This window comes from Streptomyces sp. GQFP (genome assembly GCF_021545335.1).
In the GTDB taxonomy this organism is placed as follows: Bacteria; Actinomycetota; Actinomycetes; order Streptomycetales; family Streptomycetaceae; genus Streptomyces.
This window is the reverse complement of record NZ_CP089312.1, coordinates 6,796,185-6,812,550: the sequence shown is the minus strand read 5'-3', so window position 1 is coordinate 6,812,550 and position 16,366 is coordinate 6,796,185. Positions and strand designations below refer to the sequence as shown.

General features: G+C 71.7%; 15 protein-coding genes and 1 pseudogene. 12 read left to right on the top strand and 4 right to left on the bottom strand.

Features of this window, described 5'->3' with window-relative positions; genetic code table 11:
* The first annotated feature begins 4 nt into the window (after nucleotides 1-4).
* From LUX31_RS30700 to LUX31_RS30680, 5 genes are read left to right on the top strand one after another with little or no spacing between them, the layout of a single operon-like run.
* Nucleotides 5-1,855 carry a lipid II flippase MurJ gene (locus LUX31_RS30700; protein ID WP_235478555.1) on the top strand — a complete coding sequence of 617 codons (1,851 nt, stop codon included), beginning with the start codon at nucleotides 5-7 and terminating at the stop codon, nucleotides 1,853-1,855.
* Nucleotides 1,785-2,591, top strand: coding sequence for a polysaccharide deacetylase family protein (locus tag LUX31_RS30695; RefSeq protein WP_443046015.1), 807 nt, complete (start codon nucleotides 1,785-1,787; stop codon nucleotides 2,589-2,591). The genes LUX31_RS30700 and LUX31_RS30695 overlap by 71 nt, the downstream gene beginning before the upstream one ends.
* 5 nt (nucleotides 2,592-2,596) lie before the next feature.
* Nucleotides 2,597-3,751 (top strand): glycosyltransferase, encoded by a 1,155-nt coding sequence (locus tag LUX31_RS30690; RefSeq protein WP_235480116.1) that lies wholly within the window; start codon nucleotides 2,597-2,599, stop codon nucleotides 3,749-3,751.
* Nucleotides 3,748-4,395 (top strand): lipopolysaccharide biosynthesis protein, encoded by a 648-nt coding sequence (locus LUX31_RS30685; RefSeq protein WP_235478554.1) that lies wholly within the window; start codon nucleotides 3,748-3,750, stop codon nucleotides 4,393-4,395. Before LUX31_RS30690 ends, LUX31_RS30685 begins: the two co-directional genes overlap by 4 nt.
* Entirely contained in the window at nucleotides 4,392-5,543 is a 1,152-nt protein-coding gene (locus tag LUX31_RS30680; RefSeq protein WP_235478553.1) for a GNAT family N-acetyltransferase, read from the top strand. Before LUX31_RS30685 ends, LUX31_RS30680 begins: the two co-directional genes overlap by 4 nt.
* A 22-nt stretch (nucleotides 5,544-5,565) precedes the next feature.
* On the opposite strand, the gene LUX31_RS30675 is transcribed toward LUX31_RS30680, so the two are convergent.
* Nucleotides 5,566-6,870 (bottom strand): glycoside hydrolase family 26 protein, encoded by a 1,305-nt coding sequence (locus LUX31_RS30675; protein WP_235478552.1) that lies wholly within the window; start codon nucleotides 6,868-6,870, stop codon nucleotides 5,566-5,568.
* Between the two features lie 124 nt (nucleotides 6,871-6,994).
* Here LUX31_RS30675 and LUX31_RS30670 point away from each other — a divergent pair, with 124 nt between their 5' ends.
* The 3 genes from LUX31_RS30670 (at nucleotide 6,995) to LUX31_RS30660 (ending at nucleotide 10,242) form a co-directional block, all read left to right on the top strand.
* Complete coding sequence (locus LUX31_RS30670) at nucleotides 6,995-8,293, top strand: carboxylate--amine ligase (RefSeq protein WP_235478551.1); 1,299 nt, start codon at nucleotides 6,995-6,997, stop codon at nucleotides 8,291-8,293.
* Complete coding sequence (locus LUX31_RS30665; protein WP_235478550.1) at nucleotides 8,293-9,558, top strand: NAD(P)-binding domain-containing protein; 1,266 nt, start codon at nucleotides 8,293-8,295, stop codon at nucleotides 9,556-9,558. Before LUX31_RS30670 ends, LUX31_RS30665 begins: the two co-directional genes overlap by 1 nt.
* A gap of 105 nt (nucleotides 9,559-9,663) precedes the next feature.
* Nucleotides 9,664-10,242 (top strand): hypothetical protein, encoded by a 579-nt coding sequence (locus tag LUX31_RS30660; RefSeq protein WP_235478549.1) that lies wholly within the window; start codon nucleotides 9,664-9,666, stop codon nucleotides 10,240-10,242.
* Between the two features lie 333 nt (nucleotides 10,243-10,575).
* Here LUX31_RS30660 and LUX31_RS30655 read toward each other — a convergent pair whose 3' ends face one another.
* Together LUX31_RS30655 and LUX31_RS30650 are read right to left on the bottom strand one after the other, a co-directional pair.
* Nucleotides 10,576-10,827, bottom strand: a complete 252-nt coding sequence (locus tag LUX31_RS30655; RefSeq protein ID WP_235478548.1) for a chaplin — start codon at nucleotides 10,825-10,827, stop codon at nucleotides 10,576-10,578.
* 294 nt (nucleotides 10,828-11,121) lie between these two features.
* Nucleotides 11,122-11,535, bottom strand: a complete 414-nt coding sequence (locus tag LUX31_RS30650; protein ID WP_235478547.1) for a rodlin — start codon at nucleotides 11,533-11,535, stop codon at nucleotides 11,122-11,124.
* 191 nt (nucleotides 11,536-11,726) lie between these two features.
* Between LUX31_RS30650 and LUX31_RS30645 the strand changes: the two genes are divergently transcribed.
* From LUX31_RS30645 to LUX31_RS30635, 3 genes are all read left to right on the top strand, one after another.
* Nucleotides 11,727-12,137: a rodlin gene (locus LUX31_RS30645; RefSeq protein WP_235478546.1), complete on the top strand. Its 411-nt coding sequence runs from the start codon at nucleotides 11,727-11,729 to the stop codon at nucleotides 12,135-12,137.
* A 170-nt stretch (nucleotides 12,138-12,307) separates the two neighbouring features.
* Nucleotides 12,308-13,342, top strand: coding sequence for an LCP family protein (locus LUX31_RS30640; RefSeq protein WP_235478545.1), 1,035 nt, complete (start codon nucleotides 12,308-12,310; stop codon nucleotides 13,340-13,342).
* Nucleotides 13,343-13,520: 178 nt separating this feature from the next.
* On the top strand, nucleotides 13,521-13,928 hold the full coding sequence (locus LUX31_RS30635; RefSeq protein WP_235478544.1) for a rodlin: 408 nt from the start codon (nucleotides 13,521-13,523) through the stop codon (nucleotides 13,926-13,928).
* 79 nt (nucleotides 13,929-14,007) lie between these two features.
* Here LUX31_RS30635 and LUX31_RS30630 read toward each other — a convergent pair whose 3' ends face one another.
* Nucleotides 14,008-15,948 (bottom strand): AMP-dependent synthetase/ligase, encoded by a 1,941-nt coding sequence (locus tag LUX31_RS30630; RefSeq protein WP_235478543.1) that lies wholly within the window; start codon nucleotides 15,946-15,948, stop codon nucleotides 14,008-14,010.
* Nucleotides 15,949-16,237: 289 nt separating this feature from the next.
* Here LUX31_RS30630 and LUX31_RS38000 point away from each other — a divergent pair.
* Nucleotides 16,238-16,318 (top strand): annotated as a pseudogene (locus LUX31_RS38000) (chorismate mutase); the annotation flags it as partial.
* Nucleotides 16,319-16,366 lie beyond the last annotated feature (48 nt).

Genomic DNA, 16,366 nt, shown 5'->3' with positions numbered 1-16,366 from the left:
CAGGGTGACGCTGCCCGCGGCACGCGCCGCCGCTTCGCCGACAACGAAGGGAAGCGGCGAGGAGGGGGACGAGGGGGGTAGTGCCGCTGCCGAACTCGCCCCCGTCTCCCGGAAGTTCCTCGCCCAGGCCACGCTCATCACGGCCGTCCTCTCGGTCGCGGGGGCGCTGCTCGGGCTGGTCCGGGACCAGTCGCTGGCCCGGCTGTTCGGGGCCGGCAGTGACACGGACGCCTTCCTCGTCGCGTGGACCGTGCCGGAGTTCGCGGCGACGCTGCTCATCGAGGACGGGCTGGCCTTCGTCCTGATCCCGGCGTTCAGCATGGCGCTGGCCCGGCGCGCCCAGGGTGCCCCCGGTGATCCGGTGCGGGCGCTGGTCGCGTCGACGCTGCCCCGGCTGGCGCTGGCCTGCGCGGGGGTCGGCGCGCTGCTGATCGCCAGCGCTCCCTACCTGGTCGAGGCGCTCGCCCCCGGGCTGCCCGACCCGTCGCTCGCCGTGGACTGCACCCGCCTCACCGCCACCTGCGTGTTCAGCTTCGGGCTCGCCGGGTACTGCAGCGCGGCCCTGCGCGCGCACCGGCGGTTCCTGGCCCCCGCGGCGATCTACGTGGCCTACAACGTCGGCATCATCACGGCGATGTTCGTGCTGGGCGGGCACTGGGGGGTGCGCTCGGCGGCGGTCGGGGTGGCGGTGGGCGGCGCCCTGATGGTCGTCACCCAACTGCCTTCCGTGCTGCGGCAGTTGCGGCGGCGCCGGTCGGCGGTACCGGAAGAGATCGTGGTGGAGGAGACGTCCGGGGCGCCGATGGCGTTCGCGCTCGTCGCGCCGGTGCTGCTGTTCGCGCTGACCCGGCAGTCGCAGGTGCTCATCGAGCGGTTCCTCGCCTCCACGCTGCCCGCCGGGGCCATCTCGCACCTGAACTACGCGCAGAAGGTCGCGCAGATCCCGATGACGCTGTCGCTGATGCTGTGCACGGTCACCTTCCCGGTGGTCGCGCAGGCGATCGCGGAGGGCGACACCGAGCGGGCCCGCGACCGCGTGGAGCGGGATCTCGCTCTGGCCGCCTGGGTCGTGCTGCTCGGCGCGGCGGCGGTGGTCGCGTGTGCGCCGCAGATCATCGAACTCCTCTTCCAGCGGGGCGCGTTCACCGCCCGGGACACCGAGGCGACGGCCACCGTGATGCGCGTGTACGCGGTCGGGCTGCTCGGGCACACGCTGGTCGGCGCGCTCATCCGCTCGTACTTCTCCTCGAACCGGCCCACCTGGTACCCGCTGGCCTCGATGACCGCGGGCATCGTCGCGACCACCTGGATCGGCGTGTGGGCCGTCGGCCCGTGGGGGGTCTCCGGGATCGCCGCCGCCAACGCGGCCGGGATCACACTGTCGGCCGTCCTGCTGCTGTACGGGGCACGTGAGCCGAAGGGATGCGCCGGTGTCGAGGGTGCGAGCGCGCGGAGGCCCGAAGGGCTGAGCACGGTCGTGCCCTCGACACCGGCTGTGGCATCCCGTAGGCGAGCGCTTGTGAGAAGAGTTCCGCGCAGTGTGCCGATCCGGACCCGGCGGGTGCTGGCCGAGCTGAGCAAGCCGGTGCGCGCGGCGGTGTGCGCGACGGCCGCGGGGGCGTTCGTGACCAGCCGGATCGACGGGCCGGTGGCGGGGCTCGCCGCCGGTACGGCGACCGTGACCGTCGTCTTCTTCCTGCTGGGCCGGCTCATGCGGGCCCAGGCCGTGCAGAGCTTCGTCCTCGCCCTCCGTTCCGTACGCTCCCTGACCCGAAGGCTGCCGCATGCCCGCAAGCGCACCCGCACCCACGCCCACGCCCGCCCCCGTCCCCGCCGCCGCGACCGCGTCCGCTGACCGGCGCCGAAGAGCCGCCCGCCCCGGTTCCGTCCCCTGGGTGGCGATGTACCACTCCGTGGGCGACTGCTCGGACGACCCTTACCGCATCACGGTCACGCCCGACCGCCTCGACGCCCAGCTGCGGTGGCTGCACCGGCGCGGGCTGCGGGGCGTCGGGGTGGCCGAGCTGCTCGCCGCCCGTGCCCGGGGCGAGGGGCGCGGCCTGGTCGGGCTGACCTTCGACGACGGGTACGCCGACTTCCTCACGGGCGCCCTTCCGGTGCTTGAGCGTTGGGACTGCGGCGCGACCCTCTTCGTGCTGCCGGGGCGGCTCGGCGGGGAGAACGCCTGGGATCCGCTGGGCCCGCGCAAGCCGCTGCTCACGGCGGACGGCATCCGGGCCGTCGCCGAGGCCGGCATCGAGATCGGGTCGCACGGACTGACGCACGTCGACCTGACGAAGGCGGACGACGAGCTGCTGCGTGCCGAGGTCGCCGAAAGCAGAGCACTGCTCTCGGAGTTGAGCGGTGCTCCGGTGGCGGGGTTCTGCTATCCGTACGGGACCGTCGACCAGCGGGCCGTCGACGCCGTGCGGGACGCCGGATACGGATACGGCGTCGCCATCGACCCCGGGCAGCTCAACGGCGTCCACGTCCTCCCCCGCGTCCACATCGGCGAGAACGACACCGCCGTACGCCTGCATCTCAAGTACCGGCTGCACCGGCTGCGGCGCCGGCCGGTCGAGGGGGTGTGAGCGCGGTGAAGGCCCTGCATGTCATCACCGGGCTCGGGGTCGGCGGCGCCGAGCAGCAACTGCGGCTGCTGCTGCGGCACTTGCCGGTCGACTGCGATGTCGTGACGCTCACCAACCCGGGCTCGGTCGCCGACGGTCTGGTCGCCGACGGCGTCCGGGTCGTCCACCTCGGCATGGCCGGCAACCGGGATCTCGCCGCCCTGCCCCGCCTGGTCGACGTCATCCGCTCAGGCGGCTACGACCTCGTGCACACCCACCTCTACCGGGCCTGCGTGTACGGCAGGATCGCCGCGCGGCTCGCGGGCGTACGGGCGATCGTCGCCACCGAACACTCCCTCGGCGACTCACAGATGGAGGGGCGCCCGCTGACCACCGGGGTCCGCGCGCTGTATCTCGCCAGCGAACGCCTCGGCCGCGCCACCGTCGCCGTCTCCCCCACGGTCGCCGCCCGGCTCCGCCGCTGGGGCGTGCCCGCGCCCCGGATCGAGGTCGTCCCCAACGGCATCGACCTGGCCCGGTTCCGCTTCGACCCGGTCGCCCGGCACCGCACCCGAGAGCGTCTCGGACTGCCCGAGGGCGCGTACGTCGTCGGCGGCATCGGACGCCTGGCGCCCGGCAAGCGCTTCGGCGACCTCATCGACGCGCTCGCCCAACTCCCCGACGACTACTGGCTGTTGCTCGTCGGCGGCGGCCCCGAGGAGCACACCCTGCGGCGCACGGCGCACGAGGCGGGCGTCGCCGACCGGGTGCTGTTCACCGGCGAACGGCCGTACGTGCCGGACGGCACCCCCGGCCCCGACCTGCCCTCCCTCACCTCCGCGATGGACCTGCTCGCCTCCCCCTGCCCGGAGGAGGCCTTCGGCCTCGCGGTCGTGGAGGGCCTGGCCGCCGGGCTGCCCGTCCGGTACGTCTCCTGCCCGGCGATCGAGGACCTGCCCCCGGAGTCCGCCGAGGGCGCCCGGCGCGTACCCGGCGGCGCGGACTCCTTCGCGCGCGCCCTCGCCGAGGCCCGCGCGCTGGGCCCGCGGGACCGCACGCCCCCCGCCGCCGCCCACCACTACGACATCACCCGCAGCGCCGCGCAGCTCATGGACGTGTACGCGGCCACCACCCCCGCCATGACCCCGTCCCCGTCACCCCAGGGAGTCCCCTCCTCATGACCGACAACCCCAGCAGAGCCCCCCACCTCACGCCCCGCACCCGCACCCTCCGCCCATGGACCCTCCTCGCGGCCGGCGCCGTCCTCGGCGGCCTCCTCGGCGGCGCGTACGGCACCCTCAAGCCCCCTACCTACACGGCCACCAGCTACGTCGTCGCCGTACCGACCGAGCAGTCCGACCCGGCGTCCGCGCTCGGCTTCGCGCAGGCGTACGGGCGGGTCGCCACGCAGCTCGCGGTGCTCGGGGACGCCCAGGTGTGGGCGGGCGTACCGGTGTCGACGCTGCGGAAGAGCGTGCAGACGGCGACCTCGCCGGACGCGCCCATGATCGCCGTCTCGGCCACCTCCTCACGCCGCGACCTCGCCACCGACATGGCCAACGCCGTGGCCCGCTCCCTCACCCGGCACGCCAACGACACCAAGGGCTCCACCCACGTCGAGCTGCTCCAGTTCTCGCGCGCGGTCAAGCCGACCGAGCCGTCGTCAGCCTCGCGCACGGTGACCGGGCTGGTCGGCGCGAGCGCGGGCGGGCTGCTCGGCGGGCTGGCGCTGCTGGTGCGACCCCGGCGCGGTACGGAGGAACCGGCGCCCGCGGCCTCCGTACCGGGCCCTGCCACCGCCGCCGATGTGCACGGACAGCTGTGACGGTCACGGCCACGGGCGCCCTGCGCGCCGAAGTCGTCAGCGACGAGACCGCCTTCGCCGAACTCGCCCCGGCCTGGGGCCGGTTGTACAAGCGGTGCGGCGCGGCGACCCCGTTCCAGAGCCATGCCTGGCTGCACTCGTGGTGGCTGTCGTACGGCGTCCCGGGCCGGCTGCGGATCGTCGTGGTCCGCGATCCGGAGGGCGAACTCCTCGCCGCCGCCCCGCTGATGCGCGTACACCGCCCGCTGCCCGCCCTGGTGCCGCTCGGCGGCGCGATCTCCGACTACGGTGACGTCCTCCTCGACGACGACACGGCCGACGAGGCCGCCGCCGCCCTCGCCGAGGGCCTCTCCGACGCCGCCCGCACCGCGCTGATCGACCTCCGCGAGGTCCGTCCGGGCGGCGCCGCGGAACGTGTGTACGAGCGCTGGCGTGGCCCCCGACGCCAGGTCAGGGACTCCCTGTGCCTGGAACTCCCCGCCGTCTCCATGGACGGCCTGGTCTCCCGGCTCCCCTCCTCCAAGGCCCAGCGGGTCCGCGCCAAGCTGCGCAAGCTGACCGCGCTCGGCGTCGAGCGGCGCGTCGTCCAGCCCGACGACGTCGACGCGGCCCTGGTCCGGCTGCTCGAACTGCACCAACTCCAGTGGCAGGGGCGGAAGGTGACGTCGGAACACCTCCAGCCCCGGTTCCGCGAACACCTCGCCCGCTCGGTCGGGCCGATGGTGCGCTCCGGGGACGCCGTGGTCACCGAGTTCCGCCTCGACGACAGCGTGGTCGCCGTCGATCTGACCCTGCTGTCGGGACGCCTCGCGGGCGGCTATCTGTACGGCGCCCATCCGGGCCTGCGGAAACGGAAGGCGGACGTCGCCGTGATGCTGCTCGACGCGTGCGCCGAGCACACCGGGGCCGGCGGGCACGACACGCTGAGCCTGCTGCGCGGCGACGAGCCGTACAAGCACCACTGGCGGCCCGAACCCGTCGTCAACCAGCGGCTGTTGCTGGCCCGGCGGCTGACGGCGCCGCTGATGTCGGCGGTCGTGTGCGATGTCGCCGCCCGCAGCCGGGGCAAGGAACTCCTGCGCCGGCTGCGGGACCGCGAGGGAAGCGGCGGTGGAGCGGAGAACGGGAACGGTGGCGGCGGATCGTGAACGACCCGCCGCCACCGGGCGGTCACCGGTTGCGCGACCACCAGTCGAACTTCAGGCACAGCTTCCCGCCGAGCCAGTACTCCACCCAGTCGCCCAGCTCCAGCGGCGAACAGTTGTCCGGCGGCAGCGGCACGGGCGGCGTGACCGGGTCCGTCGGCTTCGGCGGCTCCGGGGTCGGGTCGGGCGTCGGGACCGGGGTCGGCACCGTCGGCTCCGGGTCCTTACGGCCCGTCAGGATCTGGCGGTACACCTCGGACGCCTTCGGATTGCTGCCGCACTGCCACACGCCGTGCGGACAGTAGTCGGTCAGCGTGTTGTACAGCGGCTTGTGCTCGTCCATCCACGCGAGCATGCGCCGCATGTACTCCGGGTTGTCGCCGTTGCGGAACAGCCCCCATTCCGGATAGGAAATGGGCTTTCCGTGCGCCTTGGCGAAATCCACATGCGCCTGAAGTCCGTACGGCTCGCTGATCTGCTCGTCGAATGAGATCCCGCGCGGCTGGTCGTACGAGTCCATACCGATGATGTCGACCGTGTCGTCCCCCGGATAACACTGCGTCCAGGGAATGGCGTCACGGCCCCGGGTCGGATTGAAATCGAACCGGAATTTCTGGCCCGGCACCGACCGCATGGTGGTGACGATCCTGTTCCAGTACTTCTTCCAGGCCTCCGGGTCCGGCCCGCAGCGAGAGGTGTAGGTAATGCCGTTCATCTCCCAGCCGAGCACGATCACGGTGTCCGGGATCTTCAGCGCGACCAGCCGCTCGGCGAGGGCGCGGAAGTGGTGATCGTAGAGACCGGCCGCGCCGCGCCGCAGCAACTTGCGGACCTCGCGGTCGGAGACACCCTCCTCGTTGCGCTCCTGCATGGGCACGTTGAGGACGAACAGCCGGTCCTCCTCGGCCCGCCGCCAGTCCGCCCACACGTCGAGGAACCCGGGCAGCCCCTCGATGTTGCTCCACAGGTCACCCGGCAGGTAGGTGTGCCCGACGGTGAGATCGGCGCCGCCCAGCCAGCGGCTCAGCTCGGCGATCCTGGCCGTGCCACGGGCGCCGTCGTAGTCGACGTACGCGCCGAACGCGGGCAGCTTCGGGGGCTCGGGAGGGTCGGGGGGCTCGGGTTTGGGCGGCTCGGGCGGCACCGGGGGTTCGGGGGCCACGGGCGCGACCGGGCCCACCGTCCCGGTCGGTGGTACGGGCACGGGAGGATCGGCCACCCCCGCGCCCACGGCGTAGCCCGGACCCGACGCCAGGACAGCCGACGCGGCGACCGCCGCCGTCATGAACGCCAGCCGTCCGGATCGGGCCCGTCGCTTGTGTGCGGCCATTCCTGCTCCTTCTTCTGCTCCTTCTCCTGCTTTTCACCTACTGACACTCAGTCATACAAATGCGAATTCCGCCACCGCGCCTAAGACTTTCGAGTGAACCGACCCGAAGGAAACCCGAAAACACATGTCCGTGTCGCTCCTCGACACCCGCGTCCCCGCCGTCCTGGTACGGACCGACAGGAATCCCTTTCACCACGGAACGCTCGGCGCCGTACGCTCCCTCGGCCGGGCCGGCATCGACGTCCACCTGATCGCCGACGTGAGCGGAAGTCCCGTACGCAGATCCCGTTTCGTACGCCGGCTGCATCCCCCGCCGCCGCCCGGCGCCGCCCCCGACGACATCGCCCGCACGCTGCTGCGGGTGGCCGCACAGGTCGCGCGGCCCGCCGTACTGATCCCGCTCGACGACGCGAGCGCCGTCGCGGTGGGCCGGGCGCGGGCGGAGCTGGCGCCCGCCTATCTGCTGCCGCAGCAGCCCGGCGCGCTGGCCGAACGGGTCGCCGACAAGGCCGAACTGGCCGCCTTGTGCGCGGCCGTGGGCGTGCCGCATCCACTGACGCTGATTCCGGACAGCGCGGCCGAGGCCGCCGCCGCGGCCTGGCGGCTCGGGCTTCCGACGATGGCGAAGTGGAGCCGGCCCTGGCTGCTCCCGGCGGGCAGCGGCCTGCGCAGCACGGTCGTGATCCGCTCCGCCCGGCAGGCGCGGGAGCTGTATCTGCGCACGGAGGAGGCGGGCAGCCGGCTGCTGCTCCAGGAGTTCCTGCCGCCCGGGCCCGACCTCGACTGGTTCAGCCACGGGTACGCCGACCGCACCGGGACCGTGCGCGGTGGCGGCCCCGGCCGCAAGCTGCACGCCTGGCCGCGCGGCGCCGGACTGACCGCGGTGGGCCACTGGACCCCGAACGCGCCGGTACGGGCGCTCACCGAACGCCTGATCGGTGAACTGGGCTACCGGGGCATCTTCGACCTCGACTTCCGCCGCTGCGCCACGACCGGCGGCTACCACCTGCTCGACTTCAACCCGCGCCCCGGCGCCCAGTTCCGGCTCTTCACCGACACGGCCGGATTGGACGTCGTACGCGCCCAGCACCTCGATCTGACCCACCGTCCGATGCCGGAGGGGGCGCCCCGGCCGGGGCGGGCGTTCGTGGTCGAGAACTACGCGCCGCTCAGCGCGCTGCGTCCGGCGCCGGCCGGCCGCGAACTGGCCTGGCACGCCCCGGACGACCTCGCGCCCGGCTGGGCGATGTGGGCCCTGTGGGCGCGGCACGTCGGCCGCCGGCTGCCGTCCCGGCTGCGCCGGCTGTGCGAGCGGGCCGGGCCGGACGACACGCGGGCCCGCGTGGTCCGGCAGGCGGCGAGCCCGCCGGGGCCCCTGACCGACGACTCCCTGTCCGACGACGAGAAAGCGAGCAGTTGCTGATGTACGACCTGCTGGTGGTGGGCGCGGGCCCGTACGGTCTGTCCATCGCCTCACACGCCGCGGGCGCCGGGCTCCGGCTGCGCGTCCTCGGCCGGCCCATGGCGTCCTGGCGGGACCACATGCCCCGGGGCATGTACCTCAAGTCGGAGCCGTGGGCGTCGAACCTGTCCGACCCCGACGGCCGCTGGCGCCTGGACACGTACTGCGCCGCCCGGGGCGTCGAGGCACGGCACGGGGAGCCGATCCCGCTGGAGATGTTCGCCGCGTACGGCCAGTGGTTCGCCCGCAACGCCGTGCCCGAGGTCGACGAGCGGACAGTGACGCGGGTGGCGCCCGTCGCCGGGGGCGGGGGCTTCGAGGTGGTGACGGAGGACGGCGAGACGGTACGCGCCCGGACGGTCGCCCTGGCCGTCGGTGTCCTCCCCTTCGTAGAGATCCCGGCCACCCTCCGCAGTCTCGACCCCGACCTCGTCTCGCACAGCAGCCACCACGGCGACCTCGACCGCTTCCGGGGCCGGGACGTCACGGTGATCGGCGGCGGCCAGGCGGCCCTGGAGACGGCGGCGCTGCTCGCCGAACAGGGCACGCGGGTACGGGTGTTGGCGCGGGCGGAGCAGCTGACCTGGAACGACGTGCCGCCCGCATGGGAACGCCCCTGGTGGCGGTCGGCCCGCGCACCGCACAGCGGCCTGGGCTGCGGCTGGCGCAACTGGTTCTACGCCGAACGCCCCGGCCTCTTCCACCGCCTCCCCGGACCGACCCGGGCCCGCATCGCCGCGACGGCGCTGGGCCCGGCGGGAGCGTGGTGGGTACGCGCCCGCGTCGAACCGGCGGTGGAGGTGCTGCTGGGTCAGGAGGTGGTGGAGACGCGAGAGTTGGCGGGCGGGGCGGGTGGCGTACGGCTGGACACGGTCACCCGGTCCGGCGAGCGGTGCTCTGTGGAGACCGAACATGTCATCGCGGCGACGGGGTTCAGGGCGACGGCCGACCGGCTGGGTCTGCTGGACGCGCGACTGGCCGATGGCTTGGGCGCGTTGGCGGACGGGTCACCGGCGGTCGGGCGGCACTTCGAGTCCTCGTACCCCGGCCTGTTCCTGGCGGGGCTGGTGACGGCGTCGGGCTTCGGGCCTGCGATGCGGTTCGTGCATGGGGCGACGTTCACGGCGGAGACGCTTGTGCGGGGGGTGCGGCGGCGGTTGCGGGCGGGGGTGGGGGGTGGTGACGTGACCGTGCAGCGCGCTCCGCTGGATGGGCAGTTCGTCTAGCGCGGCCCGGTGGGGGCTGGTCGCGCAGTTCCCCGCGCCCCTGAACGAGCCCCGCGCGCCCCTTACGGGGCTTGCGGGGCTCGTTCGAGTTGCGAGGGCTTACCCGTGTCTCACTCGTGGGCGCCTGGGCCGCCGCGTCGGCCTCGTCTGTACAGGACGATTCCACCCGCGATCATCGCGACACTGACCGCCGATGCCGCGAGCAACTCCTCCCGGCTGCCGGTCGGCGGCAGGTGGGGCGGCTTCGTCGGCGGGGTGGTCGGCGGGGTGGTGATGGGGGGCGTTGTTGTCGTCGGCGGGTGTGTGGGGGGCTTGGTCGGCGGTTTCGTGGGCGGCTTCGTCGGGGGCTTGGTGGGCGGCTTCGTCGGAGGCTTCGTCGGGGGCTTGGTGGGCGGCTTCGTCGGAGGCTTCGTCGGGGGCTTGGTGGGCGGCTTCGTCGGAGGCTTCGTGGGCGGCTTCGTCGGAGGCTTCGTGGGCGGCTTCGTCGGAGGCTTCGTCGGGGGCTTGGTGGGCGGCTTCGTCGGAGGCTTCGTGGGCGGCTTCGTCGGAGGCTTCGTCGGAGGCTTCGTCGGAGGCTTCGTCGGAGGCTTCGTCGGAGGCTTCGTCGGAGGCTTCGTCGGAGGCTTCGTCGGAGGCTTCGTCGGAGGCTTCGTCGGAGGCTTCGTCGGAGGGGTGTCGCCGTAGCCGCCTGGGGTGTTCGGCTCCTCGTGGCCGTTGTCGTCCTCTTGGCCGTAGCCGTTGCTGCTGCCGTTGCCCTTCGCGGGGTCGTCGTACGGGGCTCCGTGCGCTGCCGGGGGGTTGGTGCACGAGGTGCCGCAGGTGTTCACGTCGGCGAGGGCCGGAATGCCGTACAGGGTCAAGAGGCTCGTCGCGGCGGCCGCCACGACCATCCCCCTGCTCAGAGTCGGTCGCATTCTGATTATCTTTCTAATGGGAGAGGTGAGAAAAAGCCGGCCTTGGCACCGAGAGGCAATCCAAGACCGGCCCAGACACCGCCGAACGGCAGGTGCGACGACCTCAGTTGTTGACGCAGGTGTTGCCGAACGCCGGGTTCAGCAGCGCGATGATGTTGATCGAGTTGCCGCACACGTTGATCGGAACGTGGACGGGAACCTGGATCACGTTGCCGGAGAGCACCCCCGGGGAGTGGGCGGCGAAGCCCTCGGCCTCGGCGTCCGCGAACGCCGGGGAGGCCATTCCGAGCGCCATGATCGCGCCGGCGATGACAGCAACGCTCTTCTTCATGAAGTTTCCCTTCTCTGCGGTCATGCCCTTATGTCGGCCGAAACCGAGCGAGCACACATGAACGGCTCGCACCATGACCGGCAGTTGTAAAACGAGAGATAGACAGCCGAAGAAACTACGGAACGTGATCCGGCGGGTAATTCACTCGAACGCCCCGAAGCAGCGGAAAACACGGTCCACACGAAAGGCTGAAGAAATTCGGGACTCGGGGAGACGCGGAAAACGCGGGCAGCCCCCGCACACGGTGCGGGGGCTGCTCGGGTCGCTTCCGCGGCCGACCGGACGACCGTTGACGACCGGTCAGCCGAGGGCGACAGATCAGCTGTTGGCGATGCCGTTGCCGGACAGGACCGGGATGTCGCTGAGGACGTGCGACAGCGGCTCGTCACCCTTGGCCTGCGTCGAGTTCTCGGCGCACTGCTGGTTCTGCGGGGCCGACAGGATCGGGATGTCCTGGACGGCGACCGGGACGAGAATGCCCACGAGGGAGCCCACGTTGCCCTTGACGGGCAGACCGACGCAGAGCTTGTTGAGGGAACCCTGCGCGAGGCTCATCTGGGGGCTCATGTCGCCCTTGGTCAGGGAGTTGCCGAACTTCGAGACCGCCCCGTTCCCGCTGACGGACGTGGTGCCGCCGTCGTCCGCTGTGGCAAGCGCCTGGGGGGCGGTCGCCGCCGAGACTCCGACGACGGATGCGGCTACCGCCGCCGCGGCCATTGCCTTCTTCAGCATTTCGCTTTCCTTTCCTGGCAGAGACACACGTTCCTGCTCCCGCTTCAACCGGATGGGCGGGGATTGGTTTCGCCGCTTCACCCGGTTGGCCGTTATGGGCCATCCGAGTGAATGGCAGCAACCATGCGCGTCGAAGGGCAGTTGATCAGAACGGCTCCGGTGGACGGGGTTTCTTCAGAAGGGACTTGCAAGTGATCAAGAAGGTTATGGCTGCTGCGGCGATCGCCGCTTCCGTCGTCGGTGCCTCCGCTGCGGTGGCGACCCCGGCGATGGCGATCGCGAACGACGGTGGCACGACGTCCACCAGCGGCAACGGCGCCATCCAGAAGTACGGCAACTCCGCCACGTACGGCAACATGAGCCCCCAGATGGCGCTCATCCAGGGCTCCCTCAACAAGCCCTGCATCGGTCTGCCCGCCAAGGTCAACGCCGGTTCCCTCATCGGCCTGGTGCCGATCGCCGTCCAGGACATCAACGTTCTGTCGGCCCCGCAGAACCAGCAGTGTGTCGAGAACTCGACGCAGGCCAAGGGCGACGAGCCCCTGTCGCACATCCTCAGCGACATCCCGGTCCTGTCCGGCAACGGCGTGGGCAACAAGTGACCGGCAACACCAGTACCACCGGCGACAACTGAGCCGGACGTACGTCCGGGCTCTCTTCGAGCCTCCACCAGCGGGCCGCCGAATTCTCGGCGGCCCGCTGGCCTACGTTGCGTCAGGTGACGACGAGACACCCTTTGTTCCGGTTTTCCCGTCCTGCCCAGCCATCCCGGTTGTCCCGGCTGTGCGGTGTCGCGGTGCTGTGCGCGGCGACCGCCATCGGCTGCGGTACGCCCGAGCAGCCGCCGCTGACCCCCGTGGGCGGTGCCGCCCCGGCCAAGGGCACCGACATCCTGCTGCTGGGTACGGACGGCCGCAGCACCATCACCGAGAAGGAGCGCCGCAAGTTCCACGCGGGCGGCGTCCCCTGTAACTGCGCGGACGTGATGATGCTCATCCATGTGTCCGCGGGGCGCGACCGCGTCAGCGTGATCGGTCTGCCGCGCGACTCCTTCGCCACGATTCCCGCGTACCGGGCCACGCCGTCCGGACGGCAGCGCCCCGCGCATCCCGCGAAGCTCAACGGCGCGTACGCGGAGGGTGGTGCGAGCCTCGTCGAGCGTACGGTGGAGGCGGCGACCGGGGTGAGTGTCGAGCAGTATCTGCAGCTCGACTTCCGGCGGTTCATCGACGCCGTCGACCAGGTCGGCGGGGTCGAGGTGTGCACCGCGCGGCGGCTCAAGGACCCCAAGACCAAGCTGAATCTGGCGCCGGGACGGCATCTGCTCAAGGGCGGGCAGTCCTTGCAGTACGTCCGCTCGCGGAAGGTCGACCGGAGTGCCGACCTGGGACGGATCCAGCGCCAGCAGCGGTTCCTGGTCGCGGCGCTGGAGCAGCTGACCGCCCGGAAGGTGCTCACCGACCCCGTCCTCATGGGCCGGGTCGCCCGGACGCTGCTCGGTCCGGCCAAGGTCGAACAGGGCTTCGGGAAGGACGGCGTGAAGGCGCTGGTCACGCTCGCGTCGACGCTGAGCAAGGTGCCTGCCACGCGGACGGAGTTCGCCACCGTGCCGGTCGCCGGGTTCAACCCGCCGAGGGACGGCATCGGTTCGACGCTGCGCTGGCACGACGCGAAGGCGAAGGCGATGTTCACCAAGGTGCGCGAGGACCGGCCGCTGATCGCGGCGGGCACGGATCCCCGGCCCGCCGATCCGCCGGTGTTCGGGAAGGACGTGCCGGTGCGCGGGCACCGGCTGGCGTGCCCCTGAGCAGGTCCGGTCGTTCTCGTTCCCGTCGGGAGGGAGGCGGCCCCCGTTCCCCCGGACGGCCGCTCGTACACCTCGCACGCTGGGCCAATCGGGGCATTCACCGCAACCCCGGCCGGGGTTCGGCCGTTGACGATCACGCAGCTCCTCACCGGAGTCCGCTTTTCGAAAGGGAATGAACATGAAGAAGCTGTGGGCAACCGCGGCCCTCGCCGCCTCCGTCGCCGGTATCTCGGCCACGGCAGCGCCCCAGGCCCTGGCGATCGCCGATGACGGTGGCACCAAGTCCATCAGCGGCAACGGCGCCGAGCAGGAGTTCGGCAACTCGGCCACGTTCGGTGACATGAGCCCGCAGCTCTCGCTGGTCCAGGGTTCGCTGAACAAGCCTTGCATCGGCCTCCCGGCCAAGCTCAACGTCGGTTCCGTCCTCGGCGTGGTTCCGATCGCCGTCCAGGACATCCCGATCCTGTCGGCTCCGCAGAACCAGCAGTGTGTCGAGAACTCGACGCAGGCCAAGGGCGACGAGCCGCTGTCGCACATCCTCAGCGACATCCCCGTGCTGTCCGGCAACGGCGCCGGCAACCACTGAGCCTCCCCGCTCAGTTGCGGCGGCGGGTCACCGGTTCTCCGGTGGCCCGCCGTTCGGCCTTTCTACGGGGCCATGTCAGTCACTTGCTGTACAGGGCCTCGATCTCGGCCGCGTACGCCTCCCGTACCGCATGGCGTTTGACCTTGAGGGACGGGGTGAGCTGGCCGTTGTCCTCGGTGAACTCGCCCTCGACCAGGGTGAAGGCGCGGATCGACTCGGCCCTGGAGACCGCCGCGTTGGCGTGGTCCACGGCCCGCTGAACGTCGGCGCGCATCCGGGGGTCGCCGATCACCTCGGACATGGGGGTGTCGGCGGGCATCCCCCGTACCGCCAGCCAGTGGGCGACGGAGTCGGGGGCGAGGGTGATCAGGGCGGCGACGAAGGGGCGGTTGTCGCCGACGACCATGCACTGGCCGACCGGGGCTCGGCTGCGCAGCCGGTCCTCCAGGACGGACGGGGCGACGTTCTTGCCTCCCGAGGTGACGATGATGTCCTTCTTGCGGCCCGTGATGGTGAGGTAACCGTCGTCGTCGAGGGCGCCGAGGTCGCCGGTCGCGAACCAGTCGTCGCTGCTCAGTACCGCTTCCGTCGCCGCCGGGTTGTTCCAGTAGGCGCCGAAGACGACCCCGCCCTTGACGAGGACCTCTCCGTCGTCGGCGATCCGGACGGCGGTGCCGGGGACGGGGAGGCCGACCGTGCCGGGGCGAGGGGCCAGGGGTGGGACGAGGGTGGCGGCGGAGGTCGTCTCGGTGAGGCCGTAGCCCTCGTAGACGATGATTCCGGCGGCGTAGAAGAAGAGGCTGAGGTCGCGGTCGAGCGGGGAGCCGCCGCTGATGGCGTACCGCATGCGTCCGCCCAGCTCCTTGCGGATACGGCGGTACACGAGCAGGTCGTACAGGGCCCAGGCCGCGTAGAGGGACGGCCCGGGGCCCTTGGCTGCTTTGCCGCCTGCCGCGAGGAACTTCTCCAGGTACGCCTCGGCGAAGCGGACGCCGATGCGATGGGCGCGGTCGAAGGAGGCCGCGCGGCCCATCTTCTCGGCGGTCGCTCGGCCGGTGGCGTGGATGCGCTCGAAGAGGTACGGGACGCCGACCAGGAAGGTCGGCCTGAACTCCCGCAGTACCGGGCGGAGTTCGTCGGGCCTGATGCTCGGGAAGTGGCCGATCTCGATACGGGCCATCAGACAGCCGATCTGAAGGGCCCGGCCCATGATGTGGGCGAGGGGGAGGAAAAGGAGGGTGGAGGCGGTCTGGCCGGTGACCTCCTTGAAGATCGGGTGCAGCAACTCGACTACGTTCGCGGCCTCGTTGTGCAGGTTGGCGTGGGTGAGGACGCAACCCTTCGGCCGGCCGGTGGTGCCGGAGGTGTAGCAGATGGTGGCGGTGGTGTCGGGGGTGAGGGCGGTGCGTCGTTTGGTCACCTCCTCGTCCGGCAAGTCCCGGCCCAGGGCGGCGAGTTGGGCCATCGCGCCCTCGTCCAGGGTGAGGATGCGCGGGGGTTGGGGGTGGGCTGCCGTGCCGGTGGTGACGGTGGCCGTGTTGTCGGGCGTTTCCGTGACGACCAGACGGGCCCCCGAGTCCCTTACGATCCAGTCCACTTGGGCTGCGGACGAGGTGGCGTAGACGGGGACGGTCTGGCCGCCGGCCGCCCAGATCGCGAAGTCCAGGACCGTCCACTCGTAGCGGGTACGGGACATCACCGCGACCCGGCCGCCCTGTTCGAGGCCCGCCGCGATCAACCCCTTTGCGGTGGCGGTGACTTCGGCGGCGAAGGCGGCTGCTGTGATCGGGTGCCAGGTTCCGTCTTCGGCGCGGCGGCGCAGGATCACCTCGTCGGGGGTCTCGGCTGCGTTGGTGTAGGGCAGGTCGGCGGTGCTGCCCGTGGTGGGGGCTGCCACCATCGGGGCGGCACTCGCCTCGCGGACGGTGCCGGTCCGCTCGTCGCGGACCAAGTCGATCCGGTGGCGGGCCGCCAGATCGGTGCGGCGCTTCGCCTGCTTCAGGTCCTTGCGTACGCCCATGTCGCCGGCTCCCGGTGGTGGTCTTGGTCCTCCTGAGTTCGAGTCAAGTTACTTGGGCGTAGCGGAAGTTCAATGGGTTGTGCAGGAACAGACAGGGAGTACGTACGAGGTCGAATTAGCTAACGTGGTCGTGCGACCTGGGACACCGGGTACGGCATCAGGCTGGCCTCCCGGGCCCGGACCACGCACACGATGCGTGTCGCCGCCCCGGGGTCGAGAACGCCGGGGACCAGCTCGCCCAAGACCGTTCGGGGCGCGCGGCTGAACGGACGCACTTCCGCCCAGTCCACAGGAACGGTTGTATGCGCGTTGGGACGCGCATCCTGAGCTGCGGCCTGTCGAGCGGCCTGATCTGGTCACGGAGGTTCGGTCGGGGGGTGGTTGTTTGGCTGCGGGCCGGTGGGGGCTGGTCGCGCAG

What these genes read in the sequence shown, in the direction of transcription:
- LUX31_RS30695 (WP_443046015.1), top strand. Translation starts at nt 1,785, where the DNA reads ATGCCCGCAAGCGCACCCGCACCCACGCCCACGCCCGCCCCCGTCCCC.
- LUX31_RS30685 (WP_235478554.1), top strand. Translation starts at nt 3,748, where the DNA reads ATGACCGACAACCCCAGCAGAGCCCCCCACCTCACGCCCCGCACCCGC.
- LUX31_RS30675 (WP_235478552.1), bottom strand. Translation starts at nt 6,870, where the DNA reads ATGGCCGCACACAAGCGACGGGCCCGATCCGGACGGCTGGCGTTCATG.
- LUX31_RS30670 (WP_235478551.1), top strand. Translation starts at nt 6,995, where the DNA reads ATGTCCGTGTCGCTCCTCGACACCCGCGTCCCCGCCGTCCTGGTACGG.
- LUX31_RS30665 (WP_235478550.1), top strand. Translation starts at nt 8,293, where the DNA reads ATGTACGACCTGCTGGTGGTGGGCGCGGGCCCGTACGGTCTGTCCATC.
- LUX31_RS30655 (WP_235478548.1), bottom strand. Translation starts at nt 10,827, where the DNA reads ATGACCGCAGAGAAGGGAAACTTCATGAAGAAGAGCGTTGCTGTCATC.
- LUX31_RS30650 (WP_235478547.1), bottom strand. Translation starts at nt 11,535, where the DNA reads ATGCTGAAGAAGGCAATGGCCGCGGCGGCGGTAGCCGCATCCGTCGTC.
- LUX31_RS30635 (WP_235478544.1), top strand. Translation starts at nt 13,521, where the DNA reads ATGAAGAAGCTGTGGGCAACCGCGGCCCTCGCCGCCTCCGTCGCCGGT.
- LUX31_RS30630 (WP_235478543.1), bottom strand. Translation starts at nt 15,948, where the DNA reads ATGGGCGTACGCAAGGACCTGAAGCAGGCGAAGCGCCGCACCGATCTG.